This is a genomic window from Aestuariirhabdus litorea (assembly GCF_003864255.1).
Lineage (GTDB): Bacteria > Pseudomonadota > Gammaproteobacteria > Pseudomonadales > Aestuariirhabdaceae > Aestuariirhabdus > Aestuariirhabdus litorea.
The window spans coordinates 76,247-102,725 of the sequence record NZ_QWEZ01000002.1; the positions used below are offsets into that span (position 1 = coordinate 76,247).

At 61.0% G+C, this 26,479-nt stretch carries 23 protein-coding genes; 4 read left to right on the forward strand and 19 right to left on the reverse strand.

Translation table 11 applies throughout. The features are described from left to right. Positions 1 to 59: 59 nt before the first annotated feature. The 4 genes from purH to D0544_RS10435 all read left to right on the forward strand — a co-directional run bounded on the left by purH (position 60) and on the right by D0544_RS10435 (position 6,726). Positions 60 to 1,640 carry a bifunctional phosphoribosylaminoimidazolecarboxamide formyltransferase/IMP cyclohydrolase gene (gene purH / locus D0544_RS10420; protein ID WP_125016009.1) on the forward strand — a complete coding sequence of 527 codons (1,581 nt, stop codon included), beginning with the start codon at positions 60 to 62 and terminating at the stop codon, positions 1,638 to 1,640. 23 nt (positions 1,641 to 1,663) lie between these two features. Next, positions 1,664 to 2,950, forward strand: a complete 1,287-nt coding sequence (purD, locus tag D0544_RS10425) for a phosphoribosylamine--glycine ligase (RefSeq protein ID WP_125016010.1) — start codon at positions 1,664 to 1,666, stop codon at positions 2,948 to 2,950. A gap of 92 nt (positions 2,951 to 3,042) precedes the next feature. Next, on the forward strand, positions 3,043 to 5,802 hold the full coding sequence (locus tag D0544_RS10430) for a response regulator (protein WP_125016011.1): 2,760 nt from the start codon (positions 3,043 to 3,045) through the stop codon (positions 5,800 to 5,802). A gap of 3 nt (positions 5,803 to 5,805) precedes the next feature. After that, complete coding sequence (locus D0544_RS10435) at positions 5,806 to 6,726, forward strand: esterase-like activity of phytase family protein (RefSeq protein ID WP_125016012.1); 921 nt, start codon at positions 5,806 to 5,808, stop codon at positions 6,724 to 6,726. Here D0544_RS10435 and dnaB read toward each other — a convergent pair whose 3' ends face one another. The 19 genes from dnaB to tsaE all read right to left on the reverse strand — a co-directional run bounded on the left by dnaB (position 6,727) and on the right by tsaE (position 26,478). After that, positions 6,727 to 8,127: a replicative DNA helicase gene (gene dnaB, locus D0544_RS10440; protein ID WP_207905858.1), complete on the reverse strand. Its 1,401-nt coding sequence runs from the start codon at positions 8,125 to 8,127 to the stop codon at positions 6,727 to 6,729. A gap of 108 nt (positions 8,128 to 8,235) precedes the next feature. Beyond that, entirely contained in the window at positions 8,236 to 8,682 is a 447-nt protein-coding gene (gene rplI / locus D0544_RS10445) for a 50S ribosomal protein L9 (RefSeq protein ID WP_125016013.1), read from the reverse strand. A 39-nt stretch (positions 8,683 to 8,721) separates the two neighbouring features. Beyond that, the gene (locus D0544_RS10450) at positions 8,722 to 9,594 is read right to left on the reverse strand and encodes a YybS family protein (RefSeq protein WP_125016014.1); all 873 of its coding nucleotides are present in this window, start codon (positions 9,592 to 9,594) and stop codon (positions 8,722 to 8,724) included. Positions 9,595 to 9,622: 28 nt separating this feature from the next. Continuing rightward, positions 9,623 to 9,850 carry a 30S ribosomal protein S18 gene (rpsR, locus tag D0544_RS10455; RefSeq protein ID WP_125016015.1) on the reverse strand — a complete coding sequence of 76 codons (228 nt, stop codon included), beginning with the start codon at positions 9,848 to 9,850 and terminating at the stop codon, positions 9,623 to 9,625. 55 nt (positions 9,851 to 9,905) lie between these two features. Then, a complete protein-coding gene (gene rpsF / locus D0544_RS10460; protein ID WP_125016016.1) occupies positions 9,906 to 10,355 on the reverse strand; it encodes a 30S ribosomal protein S6 in 450 nt (149 codons plus the stop codon). Positions 10,356 to 10,603: 248 nt separating this feature from the next. Further along, positions 10,604 to 11,560, reverse strand: coding sequence for a D-2-hydroxyacid dehydrogenase (locus D0544_RS10465; protein ID WP_125016017.1), 957 nt, complete (start codon positions 11,558 to 11,560; stop codon positions 10,604 to 10,606). Further along, the gene (rlmB, locus tag D0544_RS10470) at positions 11,560 to 12,312 is read right to left on the reverse strand and encodes a 23S rRNA (guanosine(2251)-2'-O)-methyltransferase RlmB (protein ID WP_125016018.1); all 753 of its coding nucleotides are present in this window, start codon (positions 12,310 to 12,312) and stop codon (positions 11,560 to 11,562) included. The genes D0544_RS10465 and rlmB overlap by 1 nt, the downstream gene beginning before the upstream one ends. 68 nt (positions 12,313 to 12,380) lie before the next feature. Then, positions 12,381 to 14,906 (reverse strand): ribonuclease R, encoded by a 2,526-nt coding sequence (rnr, locus tag D0544_RS10475; protein ID WP_125016019.1) that lies wholly within the window; start codon positions 14,904 to 14,906, stop codon positions 12,381 to 12,383. Between the two features lie 130 nt (positions 14,907 to 15,036). Further along, positions 15,037 to 16,335 (reverse strand): adenylosuccinate synthase, encoded by a 1,299-nt coding sequence (locus D0544_RS10480; protein WP_125016020.1) that lies wholly within the window; start codon positions 16,333 to 16,335, stop codon positions 15,037 to 15,039. 43 nt (positions 16,336 to 16,378) lie between these two features. After that, entirely contained in the window at positions 16,379 to 17,563 is a 1,185-nt protein-coding gene (locus D0544_RS10485) for an ATP phosphoribosyltransferase regulatory subunit (RefSeq protein WP_125016021.1), read from the reverse strand. A gap of 16 nt (positions 17,564 to 17,579) precedes the next feature. Next, entirely contained in the window at positions 17,580 to 17,771 is a 192-nt protein-coding gene (locus D0544_RS10490) for a DUF2065 domain-containing protein (RefSeq protein ID WP_125016022.1), read from the reverse strand. A 121-nt stretch (positions 17,772 to 17,892) separates the two neighbouring features. Continuing rightward, on the reverse strand, positions 17,893 to 18,765 hold the full coding sequence (gene hflC, locus D0544_RS10495; protein WP_125016023.1) for a protease modulator HflC: 873 nt from the start codon (positions 18,763 to 18,765) through the stop codon (positions 17,893 to 17,895). Continuing rightward, a complete protein-coding gene (hflK, locus tag D0544_RS10500; protein ID WP_125016024.1) occupies positions 18,762 to 19,922 on the reverse strand; it encodes an FtsH protease activity modulator HflK in 1,161 nt (386 codons plus the stop codon). Before hflK ends, hflC begins: the two co-directional genes overlap by 4 nt. Positions 19,923 to 20,009: 87 nt before the next feature. Continuing rightward, on the reverse strand, positions 20,010 to 21,338 hold the full coding sequence (hflX, locus tag D0544_RS10505) for a ribosome rescue GTPase HflX (RefSeq protein ID WP_125016025.1): 1,329 nt from the start codon (positions 21,336 to 21,338) through the stop codon (positions 20,010 to 20,012). Between the two features lie 25 nt (positions 21,339 to 21,363). After that, on the reverse strand, positions 21,364 to 21,615 hold the full coding sequence (gene hfq / locus D0544_RS10510; RefSeq protein ID WP_125016026.1) for an RNA chaperone Hfq: 252 nt from the start codon (positions 21,613 to 21,615) through the stop codon (positions 21,364 to 21,366). Positions 21,616 to 21,790: 175 nt separating this feature from the next. Further along, on the reverse strand, positions 21,791 to 22,705 hold the full coding sequence (miaA, locus tag D0544_RS10515; RefSeq protein WP_125018204.1) for a tRNA (adenosine(37)-N6)-dimethylallyltransferase MiaA: 915 nt from the start codon (positions 22,703 to 22,705) through the stop codon (positions 21,791 to 21,793). Positions 22,706 to 22,750: 45 nt separating this feature from the next. After that, a complete protein-coding gene (mutL, locus tag D0544_RS10520; RefSeq protein ID WP_125016027.1) occupies positions 22,751 to 24,604 on the reverse strand; it encodes a DNA mismatch repair endonuclease MutL in 1,854 nt (617 codons plus the stop codon). 75 nt (positions 24,605 to 24,679) lie between these two features. Continuing rightward, positions 24,680 to 25,954, reverse strand: a complete 1,275-nt coding sequence (locus tag D0544_RS10525) for an N-acetylmuramoyl-L-alanine amidase (RefSeq protein ID WP_243647315.1) — start codon at positions 25,952 to 25,954, stop codon at positions 24,680 to 24,682. A 41-nt stretch (positions 25,955 to 25,995) separates the two neighbouring features. Next, positions 25,996 to 26,478 (reverse strand): tRNA (adenosine(37)-N6)-threonylcarbamoyltransferase complex ATPase subunit type 1 TsaE, encoded by a 483-nt coding sequence (tsaE, locus tag D0544_RS10530; RefSeq protein WP_125016029.1) that lies wholly within the window; start codon positions 26,476 to 26,478, stop codon positions 25,996 to 25,998. Position 26,479: the final 1 nt, after the last annotated feature.

A 26,479-nucleotide genomic window follows, 5' to 3' on the forward strand; every position in this document is an offset into this window, starting at 1 on the left:
TTTTTGCATTATCCGACCCCCTTTTTCCATTCACCTCCTATCGAATCGAATCTATCACTATGGCTGACCAACACCCCCTTCCCGTCCGCAGAGCGCTGATCAGCGTTTCCGATAAAACCGGCATCGTCGAATTTGCCCAGGCCCTGCACCAGCGCGGCATCGAAATCCTGTCAACCGGCGGCACTTTTCGCCTGCTGACCGAGAGCGGTATTCCCGCCATCGAGGTTTCCGATTACACCGGTTTCCCGGAGATGATGGATGGCCGCGTCAAGACCCTGCACCCGAAGATTCACGGCGGTATTCTCGCCCGTCGCGGTCAGGATGATGAGGTGATGGCCGCCCACGGCATCCAGCCGATCGACATGGTGGTGGTGAACCTTTACCCCTTCGAGCAGACCATCGCCCGCGAGGATTGCGACCTGGCGATGGCGATCGAGAACATCGACATCGGTGGCCCCACCATGGTGCGCGCCACCGCCAAGAACCACCGCTACGTCTCCATCGTGGTCAACAGCAGTGACTACCAAGCGATCCTGAATGAGCTGGCGCAAAACGAGGGTAGCCTCTCCCAGGCGACCCGCTTCGACCTGGCCGTAAAAGCCTTCGAACACACTGCCGCCTACGATGGTGCCATCGCCAATTACCTCGGCCGTCTCACCGAAGGTGACAGCCCCGCCACCTTCCCGCGCACCTTCAACACCCAGCTGGTCAAGGCACAGGATATGCGTTACGGCGAAAACCCCCACCAGCGCGCCGCCTTTTATGTCGAGAAACAGCCCGCCGAGGCCAGTGTCGCCACTGCCCGCCAGCTGCAGGGTAAGGAGCTCTCCTACAACAACGTGGCCGATACCGACGCCGCCCTGGAGTGCGTAAAGTCCTTCGAGGAGCCGGCCTGCGTCATCGTCAAGCACGCCAACCCCTGTGGAGTGGCGCTGGGCAGCGACCTCCTCGAGGCCTACCTGCTGGCCTACCAGACCGACCCCACCTCGGCCTTTGGCGGCATCATCGCCTTTAACCGTGAGCTGAGCGTTGAGGTTGCCCAGGCGATCATCGACCGCCAGTTCGTAGAGGTGATCATCGCACCCAGCGTATCCGCTGAGGCCGCTGCGGTGCTGGCACAAAAGCAGAACGTACGCCTGCTGGCCTGCGGCCAGTGGCCGAGCGAACGCATCGCCGGGCTCGACTACAAGCGCGTCAACGGCGGCCTGCTGGTGCAGGACACCGACCTGGGCCGCATCAGCGCCGATGACCTCAGGATCGTCACCGAGCGCCAGCCCACCCCCAGCGAGTTGAGTGATCTGCTGTTTGCCTGGCGCGTTGCCAAGTACGTTAAATCCAACGCCATCGTCTATGCCCGCAACGGCCAGACCATCGGTGTCGGCGCCGGCCAGATGAGCCGTGTTTACAGTGCCCGCATCGCCGGCATCAAGGCGGCTGACGAGAACCTGGAGGTGAAAGGCTCCGTGATGGCCTCCGACGCCTTCTTCCCCTTCCGCGATGGCATCGATGCCGCGGCCAACGCCGGCATCAGTGCGGTGGTCCAGCCCGGCGGCTCCATGCGCGACCAGGAGGTGATCGACGCCGCCAACGAAGCGGGCATGGCGATGGTCTTCACCGGCATGCGTCACTTCCGCCACTAAGCCAACCAACAGAGGGAACCGCAATGAAAGTACTGGTAATTGGCAGCGGCGGGCGTGAGCACGCACTGGCCTGGAAAGCAGCGCAGGACCCCCGGGTAGAGCAGGTGTTCGTCGCCCCAGGCAATGCGGGCACCGCCATCGAGCCGGGCCTCAGCAACGTCGATATCTCCGTGGACGACCAGCAGGCACTGGCGGATTTCGCCACCGAGCAGGGCATCGACCTCACGATCGTCGGTCCCGAGGGGCCCCTGGTCGCCGGCGTTGTCGACTATTTCCAGAGCCGGCAGCTGGCCTGCTTCGGTCCCAGCAAGGGGGCGGCCCAACTGGAGGGCTCCAAAGCCTTCACCAAGGATTTCCTCCACCGCCACCGGATACCCACCGCAGCCTACCGGAACTTCACCGAAGTGGAGCCGGCGCTGGCGTACTTGCGTGAGATGGGAGCCCCCATTGTGGTCAAGGCCGATGGCCTGGCGGCGGGCAAGGGCGTTATCGTGGCTGAAACCTTGGCGCAGGCGGAAGAAGCGGTACGCGACATGCTGTCCGGCAACGCCTTCGGCGACGCCGGCTGCCGCGTTGTGATCGAGGAGTTCCTGACCGGCGAAGAGGCCAGCTTCATCGTCATGGTCGACGGCAGCAATGTACTGGCGATGGCCACCAGCCAGGACCACAAGCGCGTGGGTGAAGGCGATACCGGCCCCAACACCGGAGGCATGGGGGCCTACTCGCCCGCACCGGTGGTGACCCCCGAGATCCACCAACGCATCATGGAGGAGGTGATCTACCCGACTGTGAAGGGGATGGCGGCCGAGGGCAACACCTACACCGGCTTCCTCTACGCCGGCCTGATGATCGATGACTCCGGCACCCCCAAGGTGATCGAATACAACTGTCGTTTCGGCGATCCCGAGACCCAGCCCATCATGCTGCGCCTCAACTCCAGCCTGGTGGCTCTGTGTGAGGCAGCTCTCGACGGGCGCCTGGACCAGGTCAGTGCCGACTGGGACCCCCGCGCCAGTGTTGGCGTGGTGCTGGCAGCCGGCGGCTATCCCGGCGACTACGCCAAGGGAGCCCCGATCAAGGGACTCGAGGCGGCCACCAGTGAGTTCGGTAAGGTGTTCCACGCCGGCACCCGCCTTGAGCAGGACTCAGTCGTGACCAGCGGCGGGCGGGTACTCTGTGCCACCGCCCTGGGTGACAGCGTCAGCACTGCGCAACAGGCGGCCTACCAGCTGGCCGACCGCATCAGCTGGGAGGGGATCTACCGCCGTAACGACATCGCCTGGCGGGCGATCGAGCGCGAGCAGCAGTAGTCTGGCCGGGCGCCGACACCGGACCTGCCGGCGCCCTTAGACACCCCCCCCGATTTCTATATAATCAGGGATCAGCAGCAGGGAGGCAGACCGTGACCCGGTCCAGACAACAGATGAGAACCCTTCATGGACCCATGGCCAGCTGCCTGTTATGGCTGCTCGTTCTCATCGCCCCGTCCGTTTTCGCTATGGTTGAGGTGCCCACCGGCAGCTACCATATCAACCTCACTCGCAGCCTCGACACCTATCTGGACGACAGCGGTAATCTCTCCCTTGAGGAGCTCCGCTCGGACTATTACGTCAACCGTTTTTCCCCATCACGGCTGGAGTACCTGCAACTGGGGTCGACCGATGCTACCGTATGGATCCGCATCCGACTCAACAGTACCCAGGCCACCCTCACCCCCTACCTGATGGTGACACCTCCGGATATCGGTGAGCTGGAACTGTTTCAACGCAACCAGCAGGGTTGGACCAGCACCCTGACCGGCGCCAACCACCCCTACCCCACGCGACCCATCGATACCCGGGACTTCATCTTTCCGCTGGCGGCCAGTGACGTGCCCCAGGAAATCTATCTGCGCCTGCGATCCGCACGCCCCCTGAACATCAGTGTCCACCTGGCCAGTGCCGACCAACTGATTGGGCATGAGCACTCGGCCCACTGGTTCAGCGGCGTGCTGTTTGGGCTATTTTTGGCCACGCTCATCTATAACCTGATCGCCTGGAGCGGCTTTAGGGACCGCAGCTTCATCTATCTCTCCCTGTTTATGCTTTGCGGGTTACTGTTCCAGGCCAGTTGGCAGGGCCTTCTTGCCGAACTACTACCGCAGTGGCCCCGTTTACAGTCCTATACCTACACCCTGTCGATACTGGCCGGCACTGCCCTGGGCTCCCAGCTGATACGCCGTTTTTTTTCGACCCACGAAACCCAACCCCTGATCGACCAGAGCCTGCGCCTGCTTGTGATCATCCCGCTACTAGCGAGCCTCCTGGTTCCCTTTCTGGGTGATCGGTTTCCGGTTGGTGCGGCGCTCCTTATGGGTACCCTCTCCTCTACCCTCATTTTCGCCTCAACGCTCTACTACATCCGCAAAAACTTTCCCTGCGCCATTGATCTTTTCGTTGCCCAAACCCCTTTTGCCCTCGCCGCCCTGCTCAATTTCCTGGCAGCGCTTTCCCTTGTCCGCATAGATCCCCAGGTACTGGAGTGGGCCATCATCAGCATCGCCAGCCTGACCATGATCGGTGAGTCCTGGGCCTTCACCAAACACCACCGCCGACTGCGCCGGCAAAAAACCCAGGCGGTCGTGCAGGACCGCATCCGCACCACCTCGGCCATTGCCAAAAGTGAGCTACTTTCGAAGATCAGTCACAGCCTGCGTGGCCCGATGAACGGCATTCTGGGCATGAGCGAGCTCCTGCTAGAAAGCAGCCTGACCCCTAAGCAGAAAGATTATGTGAGTACCATACACAATTCGGGTAACGACCTGCTCAACCTGCTGAACGAAGTGCAGGACATCAGCAAGCTCGAAACCGGCAAAATGATACTCAGCGATGTGCGCTTCGAACTGCACCCCCTTATTGACTCCTGCCTCGACCTCTACAAGGTAACGGCCGAACAGCGCGGCATTGAGTTGATCAGCTACGTGCAGTTAGGCATACCCGAAACCCTCAATGGCGACCCGGTCCGTCTCAAGCACGTACTACTGGCGATGCTGGCACAATCGTTTCGCACCATCGAACAGGGTGAGGTACTGCTCTCGGTAACCCTGGTCTCCTCCAGCGAGACACCGCGCATCCTCTTTACCGTTAAAGACAGTAGCAACAGCATCAGCGAAGCGGAACGTTCCTTTCTCCTCAACACCCGCATCGACACCCACAACTTCCTCGATAGCAGCAACACCCAGTACTCCCTCGGACTGCTGGTATCACGCCACGTCATCAACCAGATGGGCGGCACACTGGGTATAGAGTCGACCCCCGGCGTCGGTAACCGGTACTGGTTTACCCTGCCCTACCTGCCCATCGATGAAGCCGCCTCTGATACCGGATCTTTCAATTTCTCCGGCATACGGGCTCTGGTGGTGGATGACAATGACACCTGCCTTAAGGTGCTGACCCAGCAGTGCCTGGCACTGGGTATGGAGGTGAGCCCCTGCCTGGATGGGAAAGAGGCGCTGGCATTACTGCGTACCAAAAGCCACCTCAACAGCCCCTTTGACCTGGTAATCCTGGACCACAATATGCCGGGTATGAACGGTATGGAGCTGGCCGCCAAGATCAAGGAGGACCCGGCCTTCTCCGAGCTGGTGATCATCATGTTGACGGGCATCAGCAACACCCCCAGCCGCATCATGTCACGCAATGCCGGCATCCAGCGCATTTTGACCAAGCCGGTTGCCAACTACATGCTGCGCACCACCCTGGCGGAGGAGCTTCAAAACCACCTGCCGGCCAAGCCGGGCGGCGAGCCCGGGTCGGAAACCCTACTGGTGGTGACTCAAAACAGCGCCCTGGGGCAAGAGGTACAGCAGCTCGCCCGCCAGCGCCAGATAGAAACCAGTATCGCCATCAGCGCCAGCCAGGCACTGGACACCCTGCGCAGCGGTGACTATCGGCTGGTATTGATCGACTGCTCGAGCCGGGTCCACGATGGCTTTGAGGTCGCCCAGCGCATTCGCCGCTGGCAGGAAGCCCAGGGACTGAGCGCGGTCCCGTTGGTGGCGATGAGTGAACAGAGCAACCCCGACTTCGATCAACAGCTGCGCCTGGTTCAGATCAACGGCCTGCTCCCCCTCCCGCTGACATCAGCCCAGCTGGACAAACAACTTGACCATTGGCTCTCCTGACCCATGACACTGGCGGCCCTGCTGTTTGCCCTGCTGGGGGAGACGGTGCATCCCGCCCCCGCGCCGTTGGCGCTGCTCCAGAGCCTTCCGATAGAATCCAGCGACTCAGGCCTGCACCTCTCGGCCCTCAGCCTTTGCGACGGCACGCTGCTGACCCTATCCGACCGCCACGACCGGCAGGTCTATCGGCTTGAAATCGACCCCACCGCTGCACTGGCCAGGACCCAGGTCTGGCGTACCCTTTCGCCCCCGGCCCCGGCGGATTGGGGCTGGCGGCAAAGGGTCTCATCCTGGTTTGCCGGCCGCCTGTACGATTGGGAAGGGATTGCCTGCCGGGGCGATCGGCTCTACCTCCTCAGCGAGCAGCTCAACGACCTGCTCATCAGTAGCAACCGGGGTGAGTCCTGGTTGCAGCTACCCCGCCAGCAGTTTGTCAATCAAGGGGGCGTTCTGCGCTCCACCAACGCCGGTCTCGAGGGTCTCACCTTCAACGGGCAGGGGCTGGTGCTGGCGGCGGAGCGGGAGGCCCGCGGTCTGCTACAGTTCGTGCCGGAAAAGGGGGGCTGGCAGCTGCAGTGGCTCCACAGCCCGCTGCCACCGGAACCGCCGCTGGCCGGGCGCAGCCCTGACTTCTCCGGCCTCTGGTTCGAGTCGCCCTGGCTCTACACACTGGAGCGGAACCTGTTCCGTATCTGCCGCAGGGATACCCGCTTTCAGCAGCAGCGCTGCTGGAGTTACGCCGATACCGAACTCGCCCCCGAGCGGCGCTATCGCACCGAGTTCGGGGTTGCGGAGGGGATCGCCGCCGATGCGCAGCGCATCTACCTGATTACCGATAACAACGGCGATGCGCGGGTCGCGGACGCCGATGACCGGCGTCCCCAGCTATGGATTTTCGCCAAGCCGGCGGACTGGCGGGAGTAATTATTCGAAGCCGTAGCCGTCGTAGACGCCGGGGGCCAGATTCTCGAAGCGGGTGTACTTACCGATAAAGGCCATGCGGGCGGTGCCGATCGGACCGTTCCGCTGCTTACCAATAATGATTTCGGCCACCCCCTTGAACTCGGTATCGGGGTTGTAGACCTCGTCGCGGTAAACAAACATGATGACGTCGGCATCCTGCTCGATTGCGCCCGATTCCCGCAGATCCGAGTTGACCGGCCGCTTGTTGGGGCGGTTCTCGAGGGAGCGGTTGAGCTGTGACAGCGCCACCACCGGCACCTCGAACTCCTTGGCCAGCGCCTTGAGGGATCGGGAGATCTCGGAGATCTCGTTAGTACGGTTCTCTCCACCGCCGGGAATCTGCATCAGCTGCAGGTAGTCGATCATGATCAGCCCCAGCTCGCCGTGCTCGCGCACCACCCGCCGCGCGCGCGAACGCATCTCGGAGGGGCTGATACCGGCGGTGTCGTCGATCAGCAGCTTCTTGTCGTTGAGCATGGTGACCGCCGAGGTCAGCTTGGGCCAATCCTCATCCTCCAGAGCCCCGGCCCGCATACGGGTGGCATCGATGCGTCCCAGGGAGGAGAGCATACGCGCCACCAGCTGGTCCGCAGGCATCTCCAGGCTGAACACCAGCATGGTCTTATCGCTGTTGAGCAGGGCGTTCTCCACCAGGTTCATGGCGAAGGTGGTCTTACCCATGGAGGGACGCCCCGCCACAATGATCAGGTCGGAAGACTGCAGCCCAGAGGTCATCTCGTCGAGATCGGTAAAGCCGGTGGTCATACCGGTGAGGCCGCCACCACTGTTGAACAGGTGGTCGATGCGGTCGATCGCCTTGCCCAACAGGTCCTTGACCGCGACCGGGCCCCCGCTCTTGGGCCGCGACTCGGCGATCTGGAACACCTCGCGCTCCGCCTCATCGAGCAGTTCGGCGCTGGTGCGCCCCTCAGGGTTGTAGGCACGGTCGGCGATCTGGGTGCTGGCCTTGATCAGCTTACGCATCACCGAGCGCTCATAGATGATCTCGGCGTAGGCGCGAATATTGGAGATACTGGGGGTGTTCTGCACCAGCTCGGTGAGGTAGGCCAGTCCACCGATGCGCTCGAGTTCACCGTGGCTGTCGAGGCGCTCGGAGAGGGTGATGGGGTCGAAGGGTTCGCTCTGCCCCACCAGCTCACCGATCATACGGTAGAGAATACGGTGCGACGGGTTGTAGAAATCCCCCTCCACCAGGCGATCGGAGACCGCCTCCCAGGCGTTGTTGTCCAGCAACAGCCCCCCCAGCACCGACTGCTCCGCCTCCACTGAGTGGGGCGGGGTTTTCAGGGAGATCACCTGATCGTCAAAACCGGGGAACTGTTGGGGGATAGTCTCGCTCACACTTACCGCACCTGTCTGGGGGAAGGGGTATTCTGGCATAGCCGGCAGAGACAAAAAAGCACCTCCCGCCCAAGGCGGAGAGGTGCTTCTCAATCAGCCAGGCTGATCTTAGGCGGAGGTAACGATTACCTTAACGGTAGCGGTTACATCGCTGTGCAGCTGAAGGTCGATCTCGAACTCGCCTACCTGGCGCAGAACGCCCTCGGGCAGACGAACTTCAGACTTGTCCACTTCAACGCCGGCGGCAGTGATGGCATCCGCCAGGTCGCGGGTACCGATGGAGCCAAACAGCTTGCCCTCGTCTCCGGCCTTGGCCTCGATGGTCACTTCCAGACCGCTCAGCTTCTCGGCACGTGCCTCTGCAGCCGCGCGCTTCTCAGCAGCGATCTTCTCCAGCTCGGCGCGACGGGCTTCAAATTCAGCCACGTTGGAAGCAGTTGCAGGAACCGCCTTGCCGAAAGGGATCAGAAAGTTACGGCCGTAGCCAGACTTTACGTTTACCTTGTCACCCAGGTTACCCAGGTTTGAAATTCTCTCGAGCAGAATAACTTCCATCTCGTTTACCTCTAAATCTATGTCAAGTCGTTGTCTGACTCAGGCTTGCGGCTTGGCCGCGCGGCTCCGAAAATCAAACAAACTGTCCAAAAACGCCATCAGTACGATCAGGGGATAGGCAATCTGCGTGGCAATAAAGAGCATCAGGTAGAGTCCGTAGATCCACACCCGAGACATCTTTCGTAGAGCCACCTGCCCGTGCAGCAGCGCCAGTCCGGCAACAAACAGCGGTACCGATGCAATCGGTATCATGGCTGTCACCATAGGCGGTAACTGGGCTCCCATCAGGATCATCGCCAGCAACGCCACCGCCCAGAGGACGGGCAACCGCAGCTGGTAGAACTCCTGCTGAAAACCACCGGGGTTATAGAGCAGTGACTGCCAGTAACGCGCCAGCGCCAGGGAGGCTACTGCGAACAGCAGGTAAGCCCAGGCGATCACACCGGCCATCACAAAGGGCAAGAGCTGTTGCAGACGATCCAGCAGAGCGTCCAGCTCAGGGCTCTCGCCGACCGAGGCCAGCTGTTGCGCGATAATCTGGTGGGCCTGTGCACTCAGCTCGTTGATGGTACCGGGTATCAATACCTGAACCATCACCACCAGTGCCGCCCCCACAATCAGGGCCAGCAGCAGGGTGGTTCGCCAGGAGACCGTGATTCGCAACAGGGCGGCCAACACCGCACCCGCGCTGATCACGAGCAGTGCCGCAGGATTTCCCTGCAGCGCCCAGTAACCCGCTGGAATCAAGGCGGCAATCAGTACCTCCAGGGCACTGTTCCAGCCTCGACGCAGCAGCACCAGTGCCACCACCGCCGAACTCAACCAGAAAAACATCGGCACAGCCGCAGCCACCAGTGCAATTCCACCGGCCTGCAGTCGACCCTTCATGATCAGTTCAGCGAGACTACGCATCGATTACTATTCCCCCAACAACCCGTACTTACTCGTGGGCGTCGGTGTAAGGCAGCAGCGCAACGTAACGCGCGCGCTTGATCGCAGTAGCCAGCTGACGCTGGTACTTGGCCTTGGTGCCAGTAATACGGCTGGGTACGATCTTGCCGGTTTCGGACACATAAGCCTTCAGGGTAGCCAGATCCTTGTAATCGATCTCGACGGTTCCTTCAGCGGTAAAACGACAGAACTTTCTACGACGGAAAAAACGTGCCATAGCAACGTCTCCTTTATCTTTAACTCAATATTCGTTGGACAATCGGCAGAACCGATCAGGCTTCGCTTGCAGTTTCTTCGTCAGCGGAAGTATCAGCGGGCTTTTCAGCCTTGGCTTCGCTGTTGTCACTGCGCTGGTCACGGTCACGACGATCCTCACGGTTGTCACGACGCTCGCTACGGCTCTCTTCAGCCTTGAGAATATCGGACGGTTCGGTGACGGCGGCGTTGCGACGGATAACCATGCTACGAATAACGGCATCGTTAAAGCGGAAGTTGCTGTTCAGCTCTTCCAGAACCTCATTGCTGCACTCGATGTTCATCAGAACATAGTGAGCCTTGTGGATCTTGTTGATGGGATAAGCGAGCTGACGACGACCCCAATCCTCCAGACGGTGGATTTTGCCGTTGTCGTCTTCGATCAGCTTGGTGTAACGCTCGACCATAGCGTTAACTTGCTCGCTTTGGTCGGGGTGCACCAAGAATACAATTTCATAATGACGCATAATTGCTCCTTACGGGTTATAGCCTCCCGAAGCGGGACCATCCCGTCGGTAAGGCAAGGAGAAAAACAGAGAGCGTCCAGAGATGAAGTCGCGCCAGGCGCTGGCTTCTACTGCAGTCTCTCTGGATTCCTTTCAAGGAACCGCGCATTCTAGTGATTTGATCGTCAACATGCAAGCCCCTGAATCCCCCTTGAGCGCCCAGAATTCGTGGGGTTCAGGGGGATACAGAGGCAAGTGGGAGGGGTTTCTCACACCAGACGGTTGCGCGACTCCCCGGCCAAAAATGCCCTGAGATTGCCGGCCGCGATCTCCACCAGGCGCTGGCGCGCCTCGCGGCTGCCCCAGGCGCTGTGGGGCGTCAGGATCAGGTTGGGAATATCTTTTCCCAGCAAGGGGTTATCGGCCCGCGGCGGCTCACTGCTTAGAACATCCACCCCGGCACCGGCCAGCTGGCCGGCGCGCAGGGCTGCAGCCAGTGCCGCCTCATCCACCAACCCGCCGCGTGCGGTGTTGATCAACAGCGCGGAAGGCTTCATCAACCCCAGGCGGCGGGCATCCACCAGGCCGAGGGTGGGTTCGGTCAGGGGGCAATGCAAGCTGATCACATCCGCCCCGGGCAAGGCCGCATCAAGATCCGGACGATCCCTGCGCTGGTTGGGTGAGCCCGGGGTGTTGGCCACCACCACCTTCATAGCGAACGCCTCAGCGATCCGCGCCACCCCCTGCCCCAACTCACCGTAGCCCACCAGCAGCAGGGTTTTGCCCGCCAGTTCCATGATGGGGTAGTCGAGCAGGCAGAAGCTGTCGCTGACGGTCCAGCGTCCGGCGACCACATCCCGGTGGTAAAGAGACTGGCGCGTGGCCAGGGAGAGGATCAATGACCAGCAGTGCTGCACCACACTGGGGGCGCCATAGCCGGTGACATTGGTGACCGCCACCCCGCAAGCCTCAGCGGCCTTGAGGTCCACATTATTGGTGCCGGTGGCCAGTACCCCGATGTAGCGCAACTGCGGATTGGCCTCAATCAGCGACCGGTCAAGCACCACCTTGTTGGTGAGCACAATCTCCGCTCCTGCTATCCGCTCTGCCAACTCGCCGGTGGCGGTTTTCGGGTAGCGTTGCCAATCGGCTTCTATCGATAGCAGCCCCGAGAGATCGAGGTCCTCTGCAGCCAGGGTGGCTTCGTCGACAATCACTGCTCGCATCAGGCTACCCCCCCTGGCGCTTGGCGCTGGCGCACCGCTTCAAACAGGCAGATACCGGTGGCCACTGACACGTTCAGGCTGCTGACCTCGCCCGCCATCGGCAGGTAGGCGAGGCGGTCGCAGTGTTCACGGGTCAGGCGACGCATCCCCTTGCCCTCGGCCCCCATCACCACGGCAAGCGGCCCGGTCAGGTCGAGTTGAAACAGCGATTCGGTTGCCTCACCGGCGGTACCGGTGATCCATATCCCCCGTTGCTGAAGGCCTTTCATCGTCCGAGCCAGGTTGGTCACCGCAATATAGGGGATCACCTCGGCGGCTCCGCAGGCCACCTTACGCACCGTGGCGTTGAGGGGCGCCGAACGATCCTTGGGTGCGATCACCGCGTGCACGCCAGCGGCATCGGCGCTGCGCAGGCAGGCACCCAGGTTATGTGGGTCGGTGACGCCATCGAGGATCAACAGCAGCGGCGGCACCTCAAGCCCCTCCAGTAGCTGCTCCAGGCTTCCTTCATTCCCCGCCCGTAGCATGGCAACCCGGGCGGCGACACCCTGGTGCACCCCCTCCAGATGCTCATCCATCCAGCGCTTATCCTTGTACCCGATACGGATACCGGCGGCCTCCGCCCGCATCAGCAGTTCATCGATACGTCCTCCCCGTTTGCCGCGCTGGAGAATCAGCTCCTGCACCTGGTCGGGGTGGTTATCCAGCAGGGAGGCTACCGCGTGCACCCCGAAACTGATTTCGCTACTCACTACATCTCCTTACTGTTTGCACCCAACCCATTGACCAGGCCGGACATGGTCTCTGCGAGCGGCCGCGACTAGCGGTCCGCCGGCTTGCGACGGGACGAGCGCCGCTTGCGGCTCTTGCTCTTGCCTTTGTTCTTGTCACCCGACTGGGCCGCCTCGGCCGCTTTTTTTACCAGTTCTTCCCGCGCTCCGCTCTTTTTCTGGCCAGTGCGCGCCGATGAGCGGCCCGAACTCGTCCCCTTGGCGGAGCGGCGACCACCCCCGCCTTTGGCGCGCTTCGGCGGGCGGCTGTCGGCCAGCTCGAAATCGATCTTCTTCTCGTCGAGATCGACCCGTACCACCTTGACCATCAACTCATCACCCAGCCGATAGCTGACCCGACTGCGCTCGCCCTGAAGCCGCTGGTGGACCGGATCAAAACTGAAGTAGTCGCTGCCCAGGCCGGTGACATGGACCAACCCCTCAACAAAGATCTCCTCCAACTCGACAAAGAGCCCAAAGCCGGTCACTGCGGTGACTACCCCCGGGTAGGTTTCGCCGATATGACCCTGCATATATTCGCACTTGAGCCAGGACTCCACATCCCTGACCGCCTCGTCCGCCCGTCGCTCGGCCATGGAGCAGTGCTCGCCCAGAGTCAGCATACGGGCCAGGTCATAGGGGTAGATCTCTTCCCTCTTCAGCAGCCCGGCGCCCTTTACGCGCCCCATGACAGCACTGTCCCCCCGGGGACGAATGGTATCCTTGATGCGCGACAGCACGCCGGTACGACGCGTGCCACCCTCCGTTGCCCCTTGGGCACTGGAGCGGATCATGTAACGGATTGCCCGGTGAACCAGCAGGTCCGGATAGCGACGAATGGGGGAGGTGAAGTGGGCGTAGGCGCTGTACGCCAGGCCGAAGTGGCCATCGTTATCCGGGGTATAAACCGCCTGCCCAAGGGACCGCAGCATCATCGACTGGATCATATGGGCATCGGGGCGATCCTTGACCCGCTCCAGCAACTGCTGGTAGTCCCGTGGTTCAGGCTTGTCACGCCCGGGCAGGCTCAAACCCAGCTCGCCGAGAAACTTGTGCAGATTCTCCAGCTTTTCCTGCTTGGGCCCGGGGTGTACCCGGTAGAGCGCCGGCACATCGAGTTTTTCCAGGAAGCGCGCGGTGGCCACATTGGCGCACAGCATGCACTCCTCGATCAGTTTGTGGGCTTCGTTGCGCACGGTCGGGACAATGCGCTCGATCTTGCGCTCTTCCCCGAACAGGATGCGGGTTTCGACGGTTTCGAAATCGATCGCGCCGCGCTGTTCACGACTCTTGCGTAACACCTTGTAGAGGGCAAACAGCTCCTGAAGGTGCGGCACCAGCGGATCCAGTTGACGGATCAGCTGCTTGCCCGCACGGGACTCGGGATGCTCAAGCAGCGTGCCGACCTGAGTGTAGGTGAGGCGGGCGTGGGAGCAGATCACCGCCTCATAGAATCGATAACCGCTCAGCTTGCCACTGGCACTGATGGTCATCTCACAGACCATCGCCAGGCGATCCACTTCGGGATTCAACGAGCAGAGACCGTTGGAGAGCACCTCCGGCAGCATGGGAATAACCTGGCCGGGAAAATAGACGGAGGTGGCCCGGTTCAACGCTTCCTCATCCAGCGCGGTGCCCACTTTTACGTAATGGGAGACATCAGCGATCGCCACATAGAGGCGCCAGCCGCCCCCGCGCTTGGCTTCGCAGTAGACCGCATCGTCGAAGTCCCGGGCATCTTCACCATCGATGGTCACCAGAGGCAGTTGACGCAGGTCGACCCGCGCCTGCTTGTCGGCCTCCGTAACCCGCTCGCTGAAGTCTCGAATCTGGCGAAGCACTGCATCGGGCCAGCTGTGGGGGAGCTGGTGGGAACGCACCGCCACATCGATCTCCATACCCGGCGCCATGTGATCTCCCAGCACCTCCTTGACGATCCCCTGGGCGGCGCTGTGCTTTCCGGGCTGGGCGGTGATCTCGACCACAACAAACTGACCCTGGCGTACTTTGAGGGAGGAGCCACTGATCTGCACATCCTGTCCCAGGCGGGCGTTGTCGGGCACGACGAAGGCGTGACCGTTCTCCTCGAAGTAGCGCCCTACCAGGCTATGGGTATTACGTTCGAGTACCTCCACCAGAACCCCTTCACGGCGCCCGCGTCGATCAACCCCCCCAACACGCACCAGCGCACGGTCACCATCAAACAGCCGGCGCATCTGCCCCTGACTCAGGAACAGATCATCCCCCCCCGCATCGGGCACAAGGAAGCCATAACCATCCTTGTGCCCCTGCACGCGCCCGGGGATCAGGTTCATTTTACTCATCGGGCCATAGCACTCGTTGCGGTGGGTGTAGACCAGCTGCCCATCGCGGCACATGGCACGCAGGCGAAACTGCAGGGCTTCCTGTTCGCCGGTCTGTTCCAGCCCCAACTCCTTGCACAGCTTGGCATGGTTGGCGGGTGCCCCCCGCTGTTCCAGGTGCTGCAGAATCAGCTCCCGGCTGGGAATCGGGTTATCGTAATTGCGCGCCTCTCGCTCGGCGTGGGGGTCTTTTCGACTCCATTTCTTGCTCATGGGGTTCTCCATTGGAGCGGGACAGGGCTAAAGGCAGTATAGAGTAGCCGAATCAGTGGGGTTTAGGGGAATATCCCCGGGGAAAATAAAAAGAGGGGCCCAGGCCCCTCTTTTGTCCAGCGCGAAGCGGTTACTCCGCAAAGGGGTGGCGCAGCACAATGGTTTCGTTACGATCCGGGCCGGTAGAAACGATATCGATCGGGGCGCCAACCAGCTTGGCAATACGCTCGATGTAAGCCTGTGCTGCCGCAGGCAGATCGTCGATCGCCTTGGCACCCAGAGTGGACTCACTCCAGCCGGGCATCTCTTCGTAGATAGGCTTAAGGGCGGCGTAGTCCTCGGCATCCACCGGGCTGGCGGTGATCTCCTGGCCTTCGGCATCCCGGTAACCGACACAGATCTGGATCGTCTCCAGGCCATCCATGACATCGAGCTTGGTCAGGCAGAGACCGGAGATGCTGTTGACCTGCACCGCGTGGCGCAGTGCTACTGCATCAAACCAGCCACAGCGACGGGCGCGCCCGGTGGTTGCACCAAACTCATGGCCCCGCTCGGCCAGGTATTTGCCCACTTCGCACTCGAGTTCGGTGGGAAAGGGGCCGGAGCCAACGCGGGTGGTGTAGGCCTTAGTGATACCCAGAATGTAGTCAAGGTAGAGCGGCCCCACTCCACTGCCGGTGGCGGTCCCGCCAGCGGTGGTGTTGGAGGAGGTGACGAAGGGATAGGTGCCGTGGTCGATATCCAGCAGCGATCCCTGCGCGCCCTCGAACATGATCTTGTCGCCATTCCGGCGGTGCTGATGGAGCGCATCCACCACGTTCACTACCATCGGCGCCAGGGTACGCCCCATTTCCATGAAACTGTCGAGTACCGTCTGGTAGTCGATCGCGGCTTCCTGGTAGTAGTTGGTCAGCATGAAGTTATGATACTCCATCACTTCTTTCAGCTTGCTGGCAAAGCGCTCAGGGTGAGCCAGATCGCCCACACGCAGGCCTCGACGCGCAACCTTATCCTCGTAGGCGGGACCAATACCACGACCGGTGGTACCTATCTTGGCGTTACCACGCGCCTTTTCACGCGCCTGGTCCAGCGCAATATGGAAGGGCAGGATCAACGGGCAGGCAGGGCTCAGGCGCAGGCGCTCGGAGACCGGAATCCCCTTCGCCTCCAGCTCAGCCATCTCCTTGAGCAGTGCCTCAGGAGACAACACCACGCCGTTGCCGATGTAGCAGGTAACCCCATCACGCAGGATACCGGATGGTATCAGGTGCAACACCGTCTTCACGCCATCGATCACCAGCGTGTGACCGGCATTGTGTCCTCCCTGGAAGCGAACTACCGCCGCGGCCTGGTCGGTGAGAAGATCCACGATCTTGCCCTTGCCCTCATCACCCCACTGGGTGCCCAGCACTACAACATTTTTACCCATGTCTGTTCTCTTTAAACAACGCTAGATTAATCTGCCGGCGAGACTACTGCTCGACAGGCTCGATCTGCCAACCACCGGCGGTCTCCACCAGGCGACGATTGCAACCCAACTCAGCCGCTCCCTGCGACTGTCCCGGTAACTCATAAATAACCCGCTCGCCCTGGGCCCGCAGCCCCTGCACCAGCTCCGCACTGGCCCCCTGGGGGGCGAAAATGGCGGAGCGGGGGGCGGTTTCCTGCACCATTAACCCCAGTAGCAACTTGAGGTCGGTACTGAAGCCGGTGGCCGGTCGTGCCCGACCGAAGGCCGCACCAATGCCGTCATAGCGACCGCCCTTGGCGATCGCCTGCCCGCTACCGGGCAGATAGGCCGCAAACACAACCCCTGTATGGTAGTTGTAGTTGTAGCCGCTGAGCTCGCTCAAGTCGAAGTAGAGCGACACCTCAGGAAATGCTTGCTGAACCCCGGCGGCAATCTGCTCCAGCAGAACCAGCGCCGCGCGCACATCGGCCGGAGCCCCCGCGAGCCGCTTGCCCGCGTCGGCCAGAATGGAGATATCCCCATTAAGATGGGGGAGCAGGCACAGCATCTCGGCGATAGCCGGATCATTGACCCCCTCCGCCACCAGCGCCTGCACCTCGGGATTGGCCTTGCGCTGGAGGGCATCGAACAGCCGCTCCTGCTGGTCGGCATCCAGCCCGGACTCACGCATCAGGCCGCGAAAAATACCGGCGTGCCCGATATCCACATTGATCTGCTGCTGGCCCACATGCTTGAGGGTGGTGAGCATCAGGGAGATCACCTCCACATCGCTCTCGAACCCGGCATGGCCGTAAAGCTCCGCTCCCAACTGGATCGGGCTGCGCGATGCCGAGGAGGCGCTCGCCTTGGTATGAAACACGCTACCGCAATAGCAGAGGCGAACCGGCCCCTCGCGCCGCAGGGTGTGGGCGTCGATGCGAGCCACCGAGGGGGTAGTATCGGCCCGTAGCCCCATCATGCGCCCGGTCAGCTGGTCAACGACCTTGAAGGTTTGCAGGTCCAGGTCATGGCCCGCTCCCGCCTGCAGGGACTCGAGGTATTCAATGTGCGGCGGAATCACCAGCTCGTAGCCCCAGCTGGAGTAAAGATCCAGAAGCTCACGCCGCAAACGTTCCACCTGCTGCGCCGCAGCGGGCAACACCTCGTCGATTCCATCCGGCAGCAGCCAGCGGTCAGCTATCGTCATTCGTCAACGCCTGTTGTTAATTCACCAGGTAGAGCAGCCCAGTGCCACACAGCATGGTAACCAGCCCCATTATCCTCAATGTGCGATCGTCGGTGGCGGCCAGTTGCGCGACCAGCACCCGCCAGCGGCGAGGATACAGAAAGGGGATGATTCCCTCCAGCACCAGCATCAGACAAAACGCCACCAGCAACTGGTGCCAAATATCCATTCGCAGCCCTGCCCGTTTAAATCGGGGTCATAAAAAAACCGGGTGGGACCCGGTTTGAACAATATTAACACAATACTGTTGGGAGGCAGAAGTACTCTGCGCTCCCATTTACAGTGCGGTGCTATTTGACTTCGGACTGCTTGAGATAACGGAAGAAATCGCTCTCCGGATCAAGCACCATGATGTCACCTTGCTTGCGGAAGGTCTCCTTATAGGCCTGCATACTGCGGTAGAAGGAGAAGAACTCCGTGTCAGCGTTGTAGGCCTGGGCATAGATGGCAGCGGACTGAGCGTCACCATCACCGCGCAGCTTTTCAGCATCACGATAGGCCTCGGCCAGCAGTACCCGCTTCTGGCGATCTGCATCGGCACGGATCACCTCCGCCTGCTCGTTACCCTGAGAGCGAATCTCCTGGGCTTCCTTGTCTCGCTCCGTGCGCATCCGCTCGAAGACCGAGTCGCTTACCTGGGGGGGCAGGTCGATTCGCTTGACCCGCACATCCACCACCTCTACACCCAGCTCCTTACGGGCAATGTTGTTGAGGCTGAGGGTAATCGCTTGCATCAGCTCGTCACGCTCACCGGACACCACCTCCTGCAGCGACTTACCACCCACGATATTACGCAGGCGGGATTCAACCCGCTGGGAGAGCAGCTGGTTGGCACGGCGAATATCACCGGAGGTCGCGGTGTAGAAGGTTTCAACGTTATCGATCCGCCACTTGACGAAGGAGTCGACAATCAGCGCCTTCTTTTCCTGGGTCAGGAAACGCTCCGGCGGGGAATCGAGGGTCAGCAGACGGCCATCAAAAATTCGTACCTTGTCGATAAAGGGCGCTTTGAGGTGTAAACCCGGCTGCACGTTCGGCTCGATCAGCTCACCGAAGCGCAACACCACGGCCCGCTCACGTTCGCTAACAACGTAGAGACTTTCAATCCCCACCAGCACCGCCAGGGCCAGCACGATAACGCCTAACATACTTTTCGGACTCATTGTGCGCTCCTCCCGCTACGGCTGCTGGTACTACTGCGCGAGCGCAGGTCCTCGGCCACCTGGTTAGCCAGTTCGCGAATCTGCTGTGCATCCAGCTCAACGCGACCGCTGGAGGTGGCTCCTCCCCTTTCCTGCATAATCTTATCGAGCGGCAGGTACATCATATTGTTACCCCCATCCACATCGACCAGCACCTTATTGCTCTGGCCCAGGACCTCCTGCAGGGTATCCAGGTAGATACGCTGACGGGTCACTTCGGGCGCTTTCCTGTACTCGGTCAGCAGCTGGGTAAAGCGGTTCGCCTCACCCTCTGCCCGGGCGATCACCTCCTGGCGATAACCCTCGGCTTCTTCCAGCAGGCGCTGGGCTTCACCGCGAGCCTCAGGAACAATAGCGTTGGCGTAGGACTGTGCCCGGTTCTGGGAACGCTCCTTATCCTCCCGCGCACGAATCACATCGTCAAACGCAGGCTGGACCTCCTGGGGCGCCGAGGTACTTTCGACGTTGATCTTGCCCACATTGATGCCGGAGCCGTAGTTATTGATGTAGCTTTGCAGGCGCTCGCGCACTTCATCGGCCATCGCCTCACGCCCCTCGGTCAGCACCTGGTGCATCTCCGAACCACCGACCACATGGCGCAGCGCACTCTGGGTCGCCTGTTCGAGACTGCTCTCAGGATTTTCGACATTGAGGATAAAGTCCTTGAGGTCGGAGATGTTGTACTGCACCGACATAGCCACCTCGACGATATTTTCATCTTCGGTCAGCATCTGCTGGCGCAGGTTGTAGGTACGAAACTCCGTCACGTTCTCCTGGTATTTGCTGTCGATCGGGGGAAAATAGATATGCAGGCCGGGAGTCACCGTTTCCAGGTACTCACCAAAGCGCAGCACCACCGCCCGCTCTTTCTGGTCAACGATATAGACCGCATTCCAGATATAGGCAGCAAAGGCCACCAGCAGTGCAACTACAAAAACACCGCCACCGCCACTAGAGGAGGAAGAGCCCCCTCCCTTGCCGCCGAAGATACCGTTCAGTTTCTCCTGCAGTTTGCGAAACGCCTCATCCAGATCAGGCGGTCCTTGATTACCACCTCGATTACCACCCCCCCAGGGGTCCTGATCTTTACCGTTACCACCCGGTTCATTCCAGGCCATAGACCTCTCCATTTATTACGTGAAATCAATTTGGTCGACGGGATAACCTGCCAACCCTGCGTTTAACTGTTTACGATTACAACGATTCTAGGGAGCCTCCTCCCCCGCTGCAAGCCTGTCCAGGTACTCCTCTTCAGGAACCGGTAACGGATCAAGACCGGCCTCTTTCATCAAGCGAGACAAATCCTGCCGAGGCATCCTCACCTCAACCCTCATCTCCCCAGACTCGTCGCAATGCTCAGCCACTACCCCGCCCAGGGCATAAAGACGGGCCCGAAAGCGCCCCTGACTGTGGTCGAGCGGCAACTCCATGTGCACCATATCGTTACCCAGGCGTTCACCAATAGCCTGCAACAACAGGTCGATCCCTTCACCCGTTGCCGCCGAACACCAGACCCGCTCAATCTCGCCTGCCTCGTTGCGCTGGATAGAGGGAGCAACGGACTCCATCAGGTCGATCTTGTTGTAGACCTGAAGCACCGGCAGCTCGCCCGCACCGATCTCGTCCAATACCTGCTCAACCTGGAGGATATTATCGTCACGCTCGGTATCTGCGGCATCCACGATGTGCAGCAGCAGGTCGGACTGAACAGACTCCTCCAGCGTGGCCCTGAACGCTTCCACCAGCCGGTGCGGAAGGTGGCGGATAAAGCCTACGGTATCCGCCAGCACCACAGGCCCCAGCTCATCCACATCGATACGACGCAGGGTCGGATCCAGGGTCGCAAACAGCTGGTCTGCGGCGTACACATCCGAGTCGGTTAGCCGGTTAAACAGCGTCGACTTACCGGCATTGGTATACCCCACCAAAGAGATATTGGGGATTTGCGCCCGACGTCGTGAGCGACGCCCCTGGTCACGCTGCTTGCGCACCCGCTCCAGCCGCTTCATGATCGCTTTAATACGCGCCCGCAGCAGGCGCCGGTCGGTTTCCAGCTGAGTTTCACCCGGACCACGCAGGCCGATCCCCCCTTTTTGACGCTCAAGGTGGGTCCAGCCCCGTATCAGACGTGTGCTCATGTAGTGCAACTGGGCAAGCTCTACCTGCAGCTTACCCTCATGGGTACGCGCGCGCTGGGCAAAGATATCGAGAATCAGCCCGGTGCGATCCAGAACCCTGCACTGCAACGCCCGCTCCAGGTTACGCTCCTGGGAGGGGGTCAGCGAGTGGTTGAAGATCACAACTTCAGCCTGGTGGGCGACCACCAGCTGACGAATCTCCTCCACCTTGCCGGTACCCACAAAAAAACGGGCACTGGGCTGCAGTCGAGACACCGAGATAAAGGCCACCGCAAGGGCGCCGGCCGAACTGACCAGCTCCTCAAACTCCCGGGGGTCCTCGCGCTCACTGTCTTCTGAAAACTCGGGATGAACCAGTATCGCGTGCTCACCGCCTTCATGGCGCTCAAAAAACAATGAGGTACTCCAATCTAGCTAATAATTAGACGTTGTCCGCCTCACCCTGCTCGGATGCAGGAACCGGCATACGCACCGGACGACTTGGAACAACCGTTGAGATAGCGTGCTTGTACACCATCTGGCTGACGGTGTTTTTCAGCAGAATGACAAACTGATCGAATGACTCGACCTGGCCCTGCAGCTTGATGCCGTTTACCAGATAGATGGAAACGGGAATGCGTTCCTTGCGCAATACGTTCAGATAAGGGTCTTGTAGGGTATGCCCTTTTGACATGGTTCTACTCCTTAAGTAGGTAAAAAATGGTGACCAGGTGTATGAAAAAATCAGCTTGGATAACAGGCGGCGCCTACTGTTACAGCACCTCAAGAACCCGTCACCCTATGCCCCCGAATTATAGACGTCAATACCGATAAGCCGCTATAAAAACCAGTTTACGTCTTCGAACGCTTTATATGAGGTCGGCTGGCAGCTGTTTCAAGGCCTGCGCCAACAGATTTGGCGCCAGACTGTCCAGCCAACACAGCTCCCCCCAACCCCGCAACCAGGTGTACTGTCGCTTGGCCAATTGCCGAGTTGCGATGATGCCTTTTTCGACCATCGCCTCGCGGCCTAGTTCCCCGCTCAGGTACTCCCACACCTGGCGGTAGCCCACCGAGCGGATGGAGGGAAGCTTGAGGCTCAGGTCACCCCGCCGATAGAGCGCCTCTACCTCCTCGATCAACCCCTGCTCAAGCATCAGACCGAAACGCTGGGCAATACGGCCGTGCAATACCGAGCGCTCGGCCGGTGCGACCGCCAGCGAGAGCAGGCGAAACGGGAAAGGTTCTGTGGTGGACGCTTTCTGCTCCTCTCGCAGTTCAGTAATGGTCTTACCAGTCAGCTCGCAAAGCTCCAGCGCGCGCTGCAGTCGCTGGGGGTCGTTTGGATGAATCCGTGCCGCCGACTCGGGGTCCAGCACCGCCAGGCGGCGATGCAGAGCCGGCCACCCCAACTCGGCCGCTTCATCCAGCAGGCGCTGGCGAATCTGCTCATCCGCACCGGGCATCTCCGCCAGGCCATCGCGCAGCGCTTTGTAATAGAGCATGGTCCCCCCCACCAGCAGGGGCACACGTCCGGCGTCGTGGCTGCGCCGCATGGCGGCCAGGGCGTCCCGGGAGAACTCGGCGGCAGAGTAGGGTTCGGCCGGGTCACGAATATCAATCAGCTGGTGGGGAGCCCGCGCCAGCAGCTCGGCGTCCGGCTTGGCGGTGCCAATATCCATCTGCCGGTAAACCATGGCCGAGTCCACACTGATCAGGTCGCAGGGTAAGCGCTCGTGCAGGGCCACCGCCAGGTCAGTTTTACCCGCTGCGGTTGGCCCCATGAGAAAGATCGCCCAGGGACGCTGATCCGGTTCGGTGACCACCCCCTAGCGCCCCCGTAAGAACAGCTTGTCCAGCTCACCCATGTCGAGCTGGGTCCAGGTGGGGCGACCATGGTTGCACTGGCCACTGCGCTCAGTCACCTCCATATCCCGCAACAGGGCGTTCATCTCGGGCAGGGTCAGGCGCCGGTTAGCCCGTACCGACCCATGACAGGCCATGGTGGCCAGGATCTCATGCTGACGAGCCTCCAGCAGATCGCTGCTACCCTGTTCCATCAAGTCCGCCAACAGGTCCCGCAGCAACTGCTCCACATCGGCGTTGCGCAGTAACGCAGGCAACTGGCGGACCGTCAGGGTCTCTGGGCCCATCCTTTCCACCTGCATGCCCAGTTGCGCTAACAGCGCCTGCTGCTGCTCAGCGCAATCGGCCTCACGCTGACTCACCGCCACTGACACCGGCACCAGCAACGGCTGGCTGGTAATACCCCGGTCCGCCCAGGTCAGCTTCAGCCGTTCGTAGGTGATCCGTTCATGGGCCGCGTGCATATCCACCAGAATCAGCCCCTGTTGGTTCTCGGCCAGGATATAAACCCCTTTGAGCTGGGCCAGCGCATAACCCAGCGGCGGTACCTCTTCATCGGCCGGCTCCGACTCCGCCGGTTTAGCGATGCCCCCTGCTGCACCGTTGGTCAGCAGCTGGTCGACGGCCGCATGCATACTGCGGTAGGTGGCCAGCTGATCACTGACCCTTCCCGCCGGCGGGCGCTCGCTCCAACCACTGGAGGATGCCTGCAGCGCCATGGGCTGCTGCCCCCCAAACTCCCCGGCCGCCAATCCACTGGCCCTAGGCGCTGGCGATTCGGACAATGGCGACCGCTCCTGGACCTGGTCCTGGGGGCGGACTTCCGCTAACACCCGGTGCAGGGTGCTGAACAGAAAACTGTGTACATTGCGCCCATCCCGAAACCGCACCTCGTGCTTGGTGGGGTGCACGTTGACATCCACACCGGTGGGGTCAAGTTCGAGGAAAAGTACAAAGGTGGGGTGGCGACCGTTATACAACACATCGCGGTACGCCTGGCGCACCGCGTGGGCCACCAGCTTGTCGCGAATGACCCGACCGTTGACGTAAAAATATTGCATATCCGCCTGGCTGCGGGAGAAGGTGGGTAAACCGACCCACCCCCAAAGACGCAGTCCCGAGGCCTCCACATCGACGCAGACCGCGTTGTCGATAAAGGCGGGACCACAGAGCATGGCGATACGACGTTCGCGCTCCAGTTGTGACTCGGCCGGTTTCAATTGATGAACGGTGCGCTGGTTATGGCGCAGGTGGAAGCCCACATCAAAGCGACTCAACGCCAGCCGCTTGATCACCTCTTCAAGGTGACCAAACTCAGTTTTTTCGGTGCGCAGAAATTTGCGCCGGGCGGGCGTGTTGAAAAACAGGTCGCGGACCTCAACCGTGGTGCCGCGGGGGTGCGCCGCCGGGAACAACTGGGCTTCCATATCCCGCCCCTCGGTCTGCACCCGCCACCCTTGCTCCTGGCCTTCCGCCGACGAAGTGAGTGATAACTTACTTACCGAGCTAATACTGGCCAGTGCCTCACCGCGGAAACCGAGACTGCCGACTGCTTCCAGATCCTCCAGCTCACTGATTTTGCTGGTTGCGTGTCGACTCAGGGCCAGCGGCAACTGATCTTCGGGAATGCCCCAACCGTCGTCGCGGATACGGATCAGTTTGACCCCGCCCTGCTCAACGTCGATATCGATGCGACGGGCACCGGCATCGAGGCAGTTTTCCAGCAACTCCTTAACCACCGAGGAGGGGCGTTCCACCACCTCTCCCGCCGCAATCTGGTTCGCCAGGCGAGGGGGCAACAACTGAATCTTTTTCATAGGGGATATACAGGTAAGCAGAACAACAGGGGCCAGTGTACCTGAGCAGGGGCCGCCCCAACAGGGGCAGCGCTCTCAGGGGATCTGTATCACCTGGCCAATGCGCAGGAGATCCGCGTCAAGCTTGTTGTGCTGGCGCAGGCTGGCGACCGACACGCGATAGCGCGACGCGATGGAGGAGAGGGTGTCACCCCGCGCGATCACATGGTGCTGCTGGTTGCCCCGCTTATGGCCGGCCAGGTAGGTTCCCGGGGGAGGGGTTCGGGTAAAGTAGCGCTTGACCCCGTTGAAGATCGAGCGGGCCAGGCGCTTCTGGTGGGCGTCACTGGCCAGGTTCTTGCCATCGGTCGGGTTGGTGATAAAGCCGGTCTCCACCAGAATCGACGGAATATCGGGCGACTTCAATACCACAAAGGCAGCCTGCTCCACCCGCCGCTTGTGGAGGCGGTTGACTTGCCCCACCTCCTTCAGCACTTCGGACCCGGCGTCCAGGCTTGCGGAGAGGCTCGCGGTCATCGACAGGTCCAGCAGCACTCCCGCCAGTACCGAGTCCTTGTCATCCAGGCTCACGCCGCCCACGCCCCCGATCAGGTCCGAACTGTTCTCGCTGCTGGCTAACCAGCGAGCGGTCTCCGAGGTTGCGCCGCGCTGCGAGATGGCAAACACCGAAGCGCCGTTGGCCTTGCGGTCCTTGAAGGCGTCCGCGTGGATGGAGACCAGCAGGTCCGCATTGGCCTCACGGGCACGCTGGGTTCGCTTGCGCAACCCGACGTAATAGTCCCCGGTGCGAACCAACACCGGCTTGAAGCCGGGCTCAGCCTCCAGCAGCTTGGCCAGTTCACGGGCGATCTTGAGTACCACCTCCTTCTCTTTGAGCCCCCGATAGCCGATCGCACCCGGGTCCTCTCCCCCGTGGCCTGCATCGATCGCGATGATCACATCCGCTGATCGGGAGGCGCCGGGCGCCACCACCTCCTCGACGGTTTTGACCGAGGATCTCTGCTGGTCATCCAGGTCCAGCACCAGGCGGTGACCATAGGAGGCGTTTGGCTTCAGCAGAAAGCTACGGGGCTTAACGCTGGCGTTGAGGTCCAATACGATGCGCAGGTCCTTGCCGTTACGGGGCGCCCAGCGCAGCTGCTTCACCGGGGTATTGTCGGTCGCCAGCTTGCTCACCGCAGACGACATTTCAGCGCCGCTGAGATCAATAACCAGCCGGTCCGGGTTCTTGAGGGGAAACAGGCTGTGCTCAACCGGAGCGCTGAGGTCGAACACCAGGCGGGTACTGTCGGGTGCCCGCCAGATACGCATACTTTCCACGCTTGCCCCCCAGGCAAGGCTGGACAGCATCAGCTGAATCCACAGGACAGATCCCCATCCGAGCCATCTCATCACACCTGGCCTCCCCAATGCGCTTGTACCGCTTCCAGCATCTGCTCCCCTCGGGGGCTATTGGCCAGCAGCTGCAGCTGCCGCCCCGGCGAGCTGACTTCAATCCGCACCTCAAGATCCGCTGCGGGCAACCAGCCCTCCCCCCGCTGAGGCCACTCGATCAGGCAGAGTGCGCCGCCGGAGAGATAGTCCCGCACCCCCAGAAACTCGAGCTCTTCAGGGTCGGCAAGGCGATAAAGATCAAAATGGTAGATCGCTCCACGCTCCAGTTCGTAAGGTTCCACCAGGGTGTAGGTCGGGCTCTTGACGGCGCCTGTATAGCCCAGAGACCGCACCAACCCCCGACTCAGGGTGGTTTTACCGGCCCCCAGGTCGCCTTGCAGGTAGATCACCCCCTCGAGCCCGCTGGAATCCGCCAGTACAGCGCCCAGCTCAATCATCTGCTGCTCATCGGAAATATATAGATTCAAGGAGTTAGGCATG

Coding starts and splice junctions, on each gene's coding strand:
- purH (WP_125016009.1), top strand. CDS start 60: ATGGCTGACCAACACCCCCTTCCCGTCCGCAGAGCGCTGATCAGCGTT.
- purD (WP_125016010.1), top strand. CDS start 1,664: ATGAAAGTACTGGTAATTGGCAGCGGCGGGCGTGAGCACGCACTGGCC.
- D0544_RS10435 (WP_125016012.1), top strand. CDS start 5,806: ATGACACTGGCGGCCCTGCTGTTTGCCCTGCTGGGGGAGACGGTGCAT.
- rplI (WP_125016013.1), bottom strand. CDS start 8,682: ATGGAAGTTATTCTGCTCGAGAGAATTTCAAACCTGGGTAACCTGGGT.
- D0544_RS10450 (WP_125016014.1), bottom strand. CDS start 9,594: ATGCGTAGTCTCGCTGAACTGATCATGAAGGGTCGACTGCAGGCCGGT.
- rpsR (WP_125016015.1), bottom strand. CDS start 9,850: ATGGCACGTTTTTTCCGTCGTAGAAAGTTCTGTCGTTTTACCGCTGAA.
- rpsF (WP_125016016.1), bottom strand. CDS start 10,355: ATGCGTCATTATGAAATTGTATTCTTGGTGCACCCCGACCAAAGCGAG.
- D0544_RS10465 (WP_125016017.1), bottom strand. CDS start 11,560: ATGCGAGCAGTGATTGTCGACGAAGCCACCCTGGCTGCAGAGGACCTC.
- rnr (WP_125016019.1), bottom strand. CDS start 14,906: ATGAGCAAGAAATGGAGTCGAAAAGACCCCCACGCCGAGCGAGAGGCG.
- D0544_RS10480 (WP_125016020.1), bottom strand. CDS start 16,335: ATGGGTAAAAATGTTGTAGTGCTGGGCACCCAGTGGGGTGATGAGGGC.
- D0544_RS10485 (WP_125016021.1), bottom strand. CDS start 17,563: ATGACGATAGCTGACCGCTGGCTGCTGCCGGATGGAATCGACGAGGTG.
- D0544_RS10490 (WP_125016022.1), bottom strand. CDS start 17,771: ATGGATATTTGGCACCAGTTGCTGGTGGCGTTTTGTCTGATGCTGGTG.
- hflC (WP_125016023.1), bottom strand. CDS start 18,765: ATGAGTCCGAAAAGTATGTTAGGCGTTATCGTGCTGGCCCTGGCGGTG.
- hflK (WP_125016024.1), bottom strand. CDS start 19,922: ATGGCCTGGAATGAACCGGGTGGTAACGGTAAAGATCAGGACCCCTGG.
- hfq (WP_125016026.1), bottom strand. CDS start 21,615: ATGTCAAAAGGGCATACCCTACAAGACCCTTATCTGAACGTATTGCGC.
- miaA (WP_125018204.1), bottom strand. CDS start 22,705: ATGGGGCCAACCGCAGCGGGTAAAACTGACCTGGCGGTGGCCCTGCAC.
- mutL (WP_125016027.1), bottom strand. CDS start 24,604: ATGAAAAAGATTCAGTTGTTGCCCCCTCGCCTGGCGAACCAGATTGCG.
- D0544_RS10525 (WP_243647315.1), bottom strand. CDS start 25,954: ATGCTGTCCAGCCTTGCCTGGGGGGCAAGCGTGGAAAGTATGCGTATC.
- tsaE (WP_125016029.1), bottom strand. CDS start 26,478: ATGCCTAACTCCTTGAATCTATATATTTCCGATGAGCAGCAGATGATT.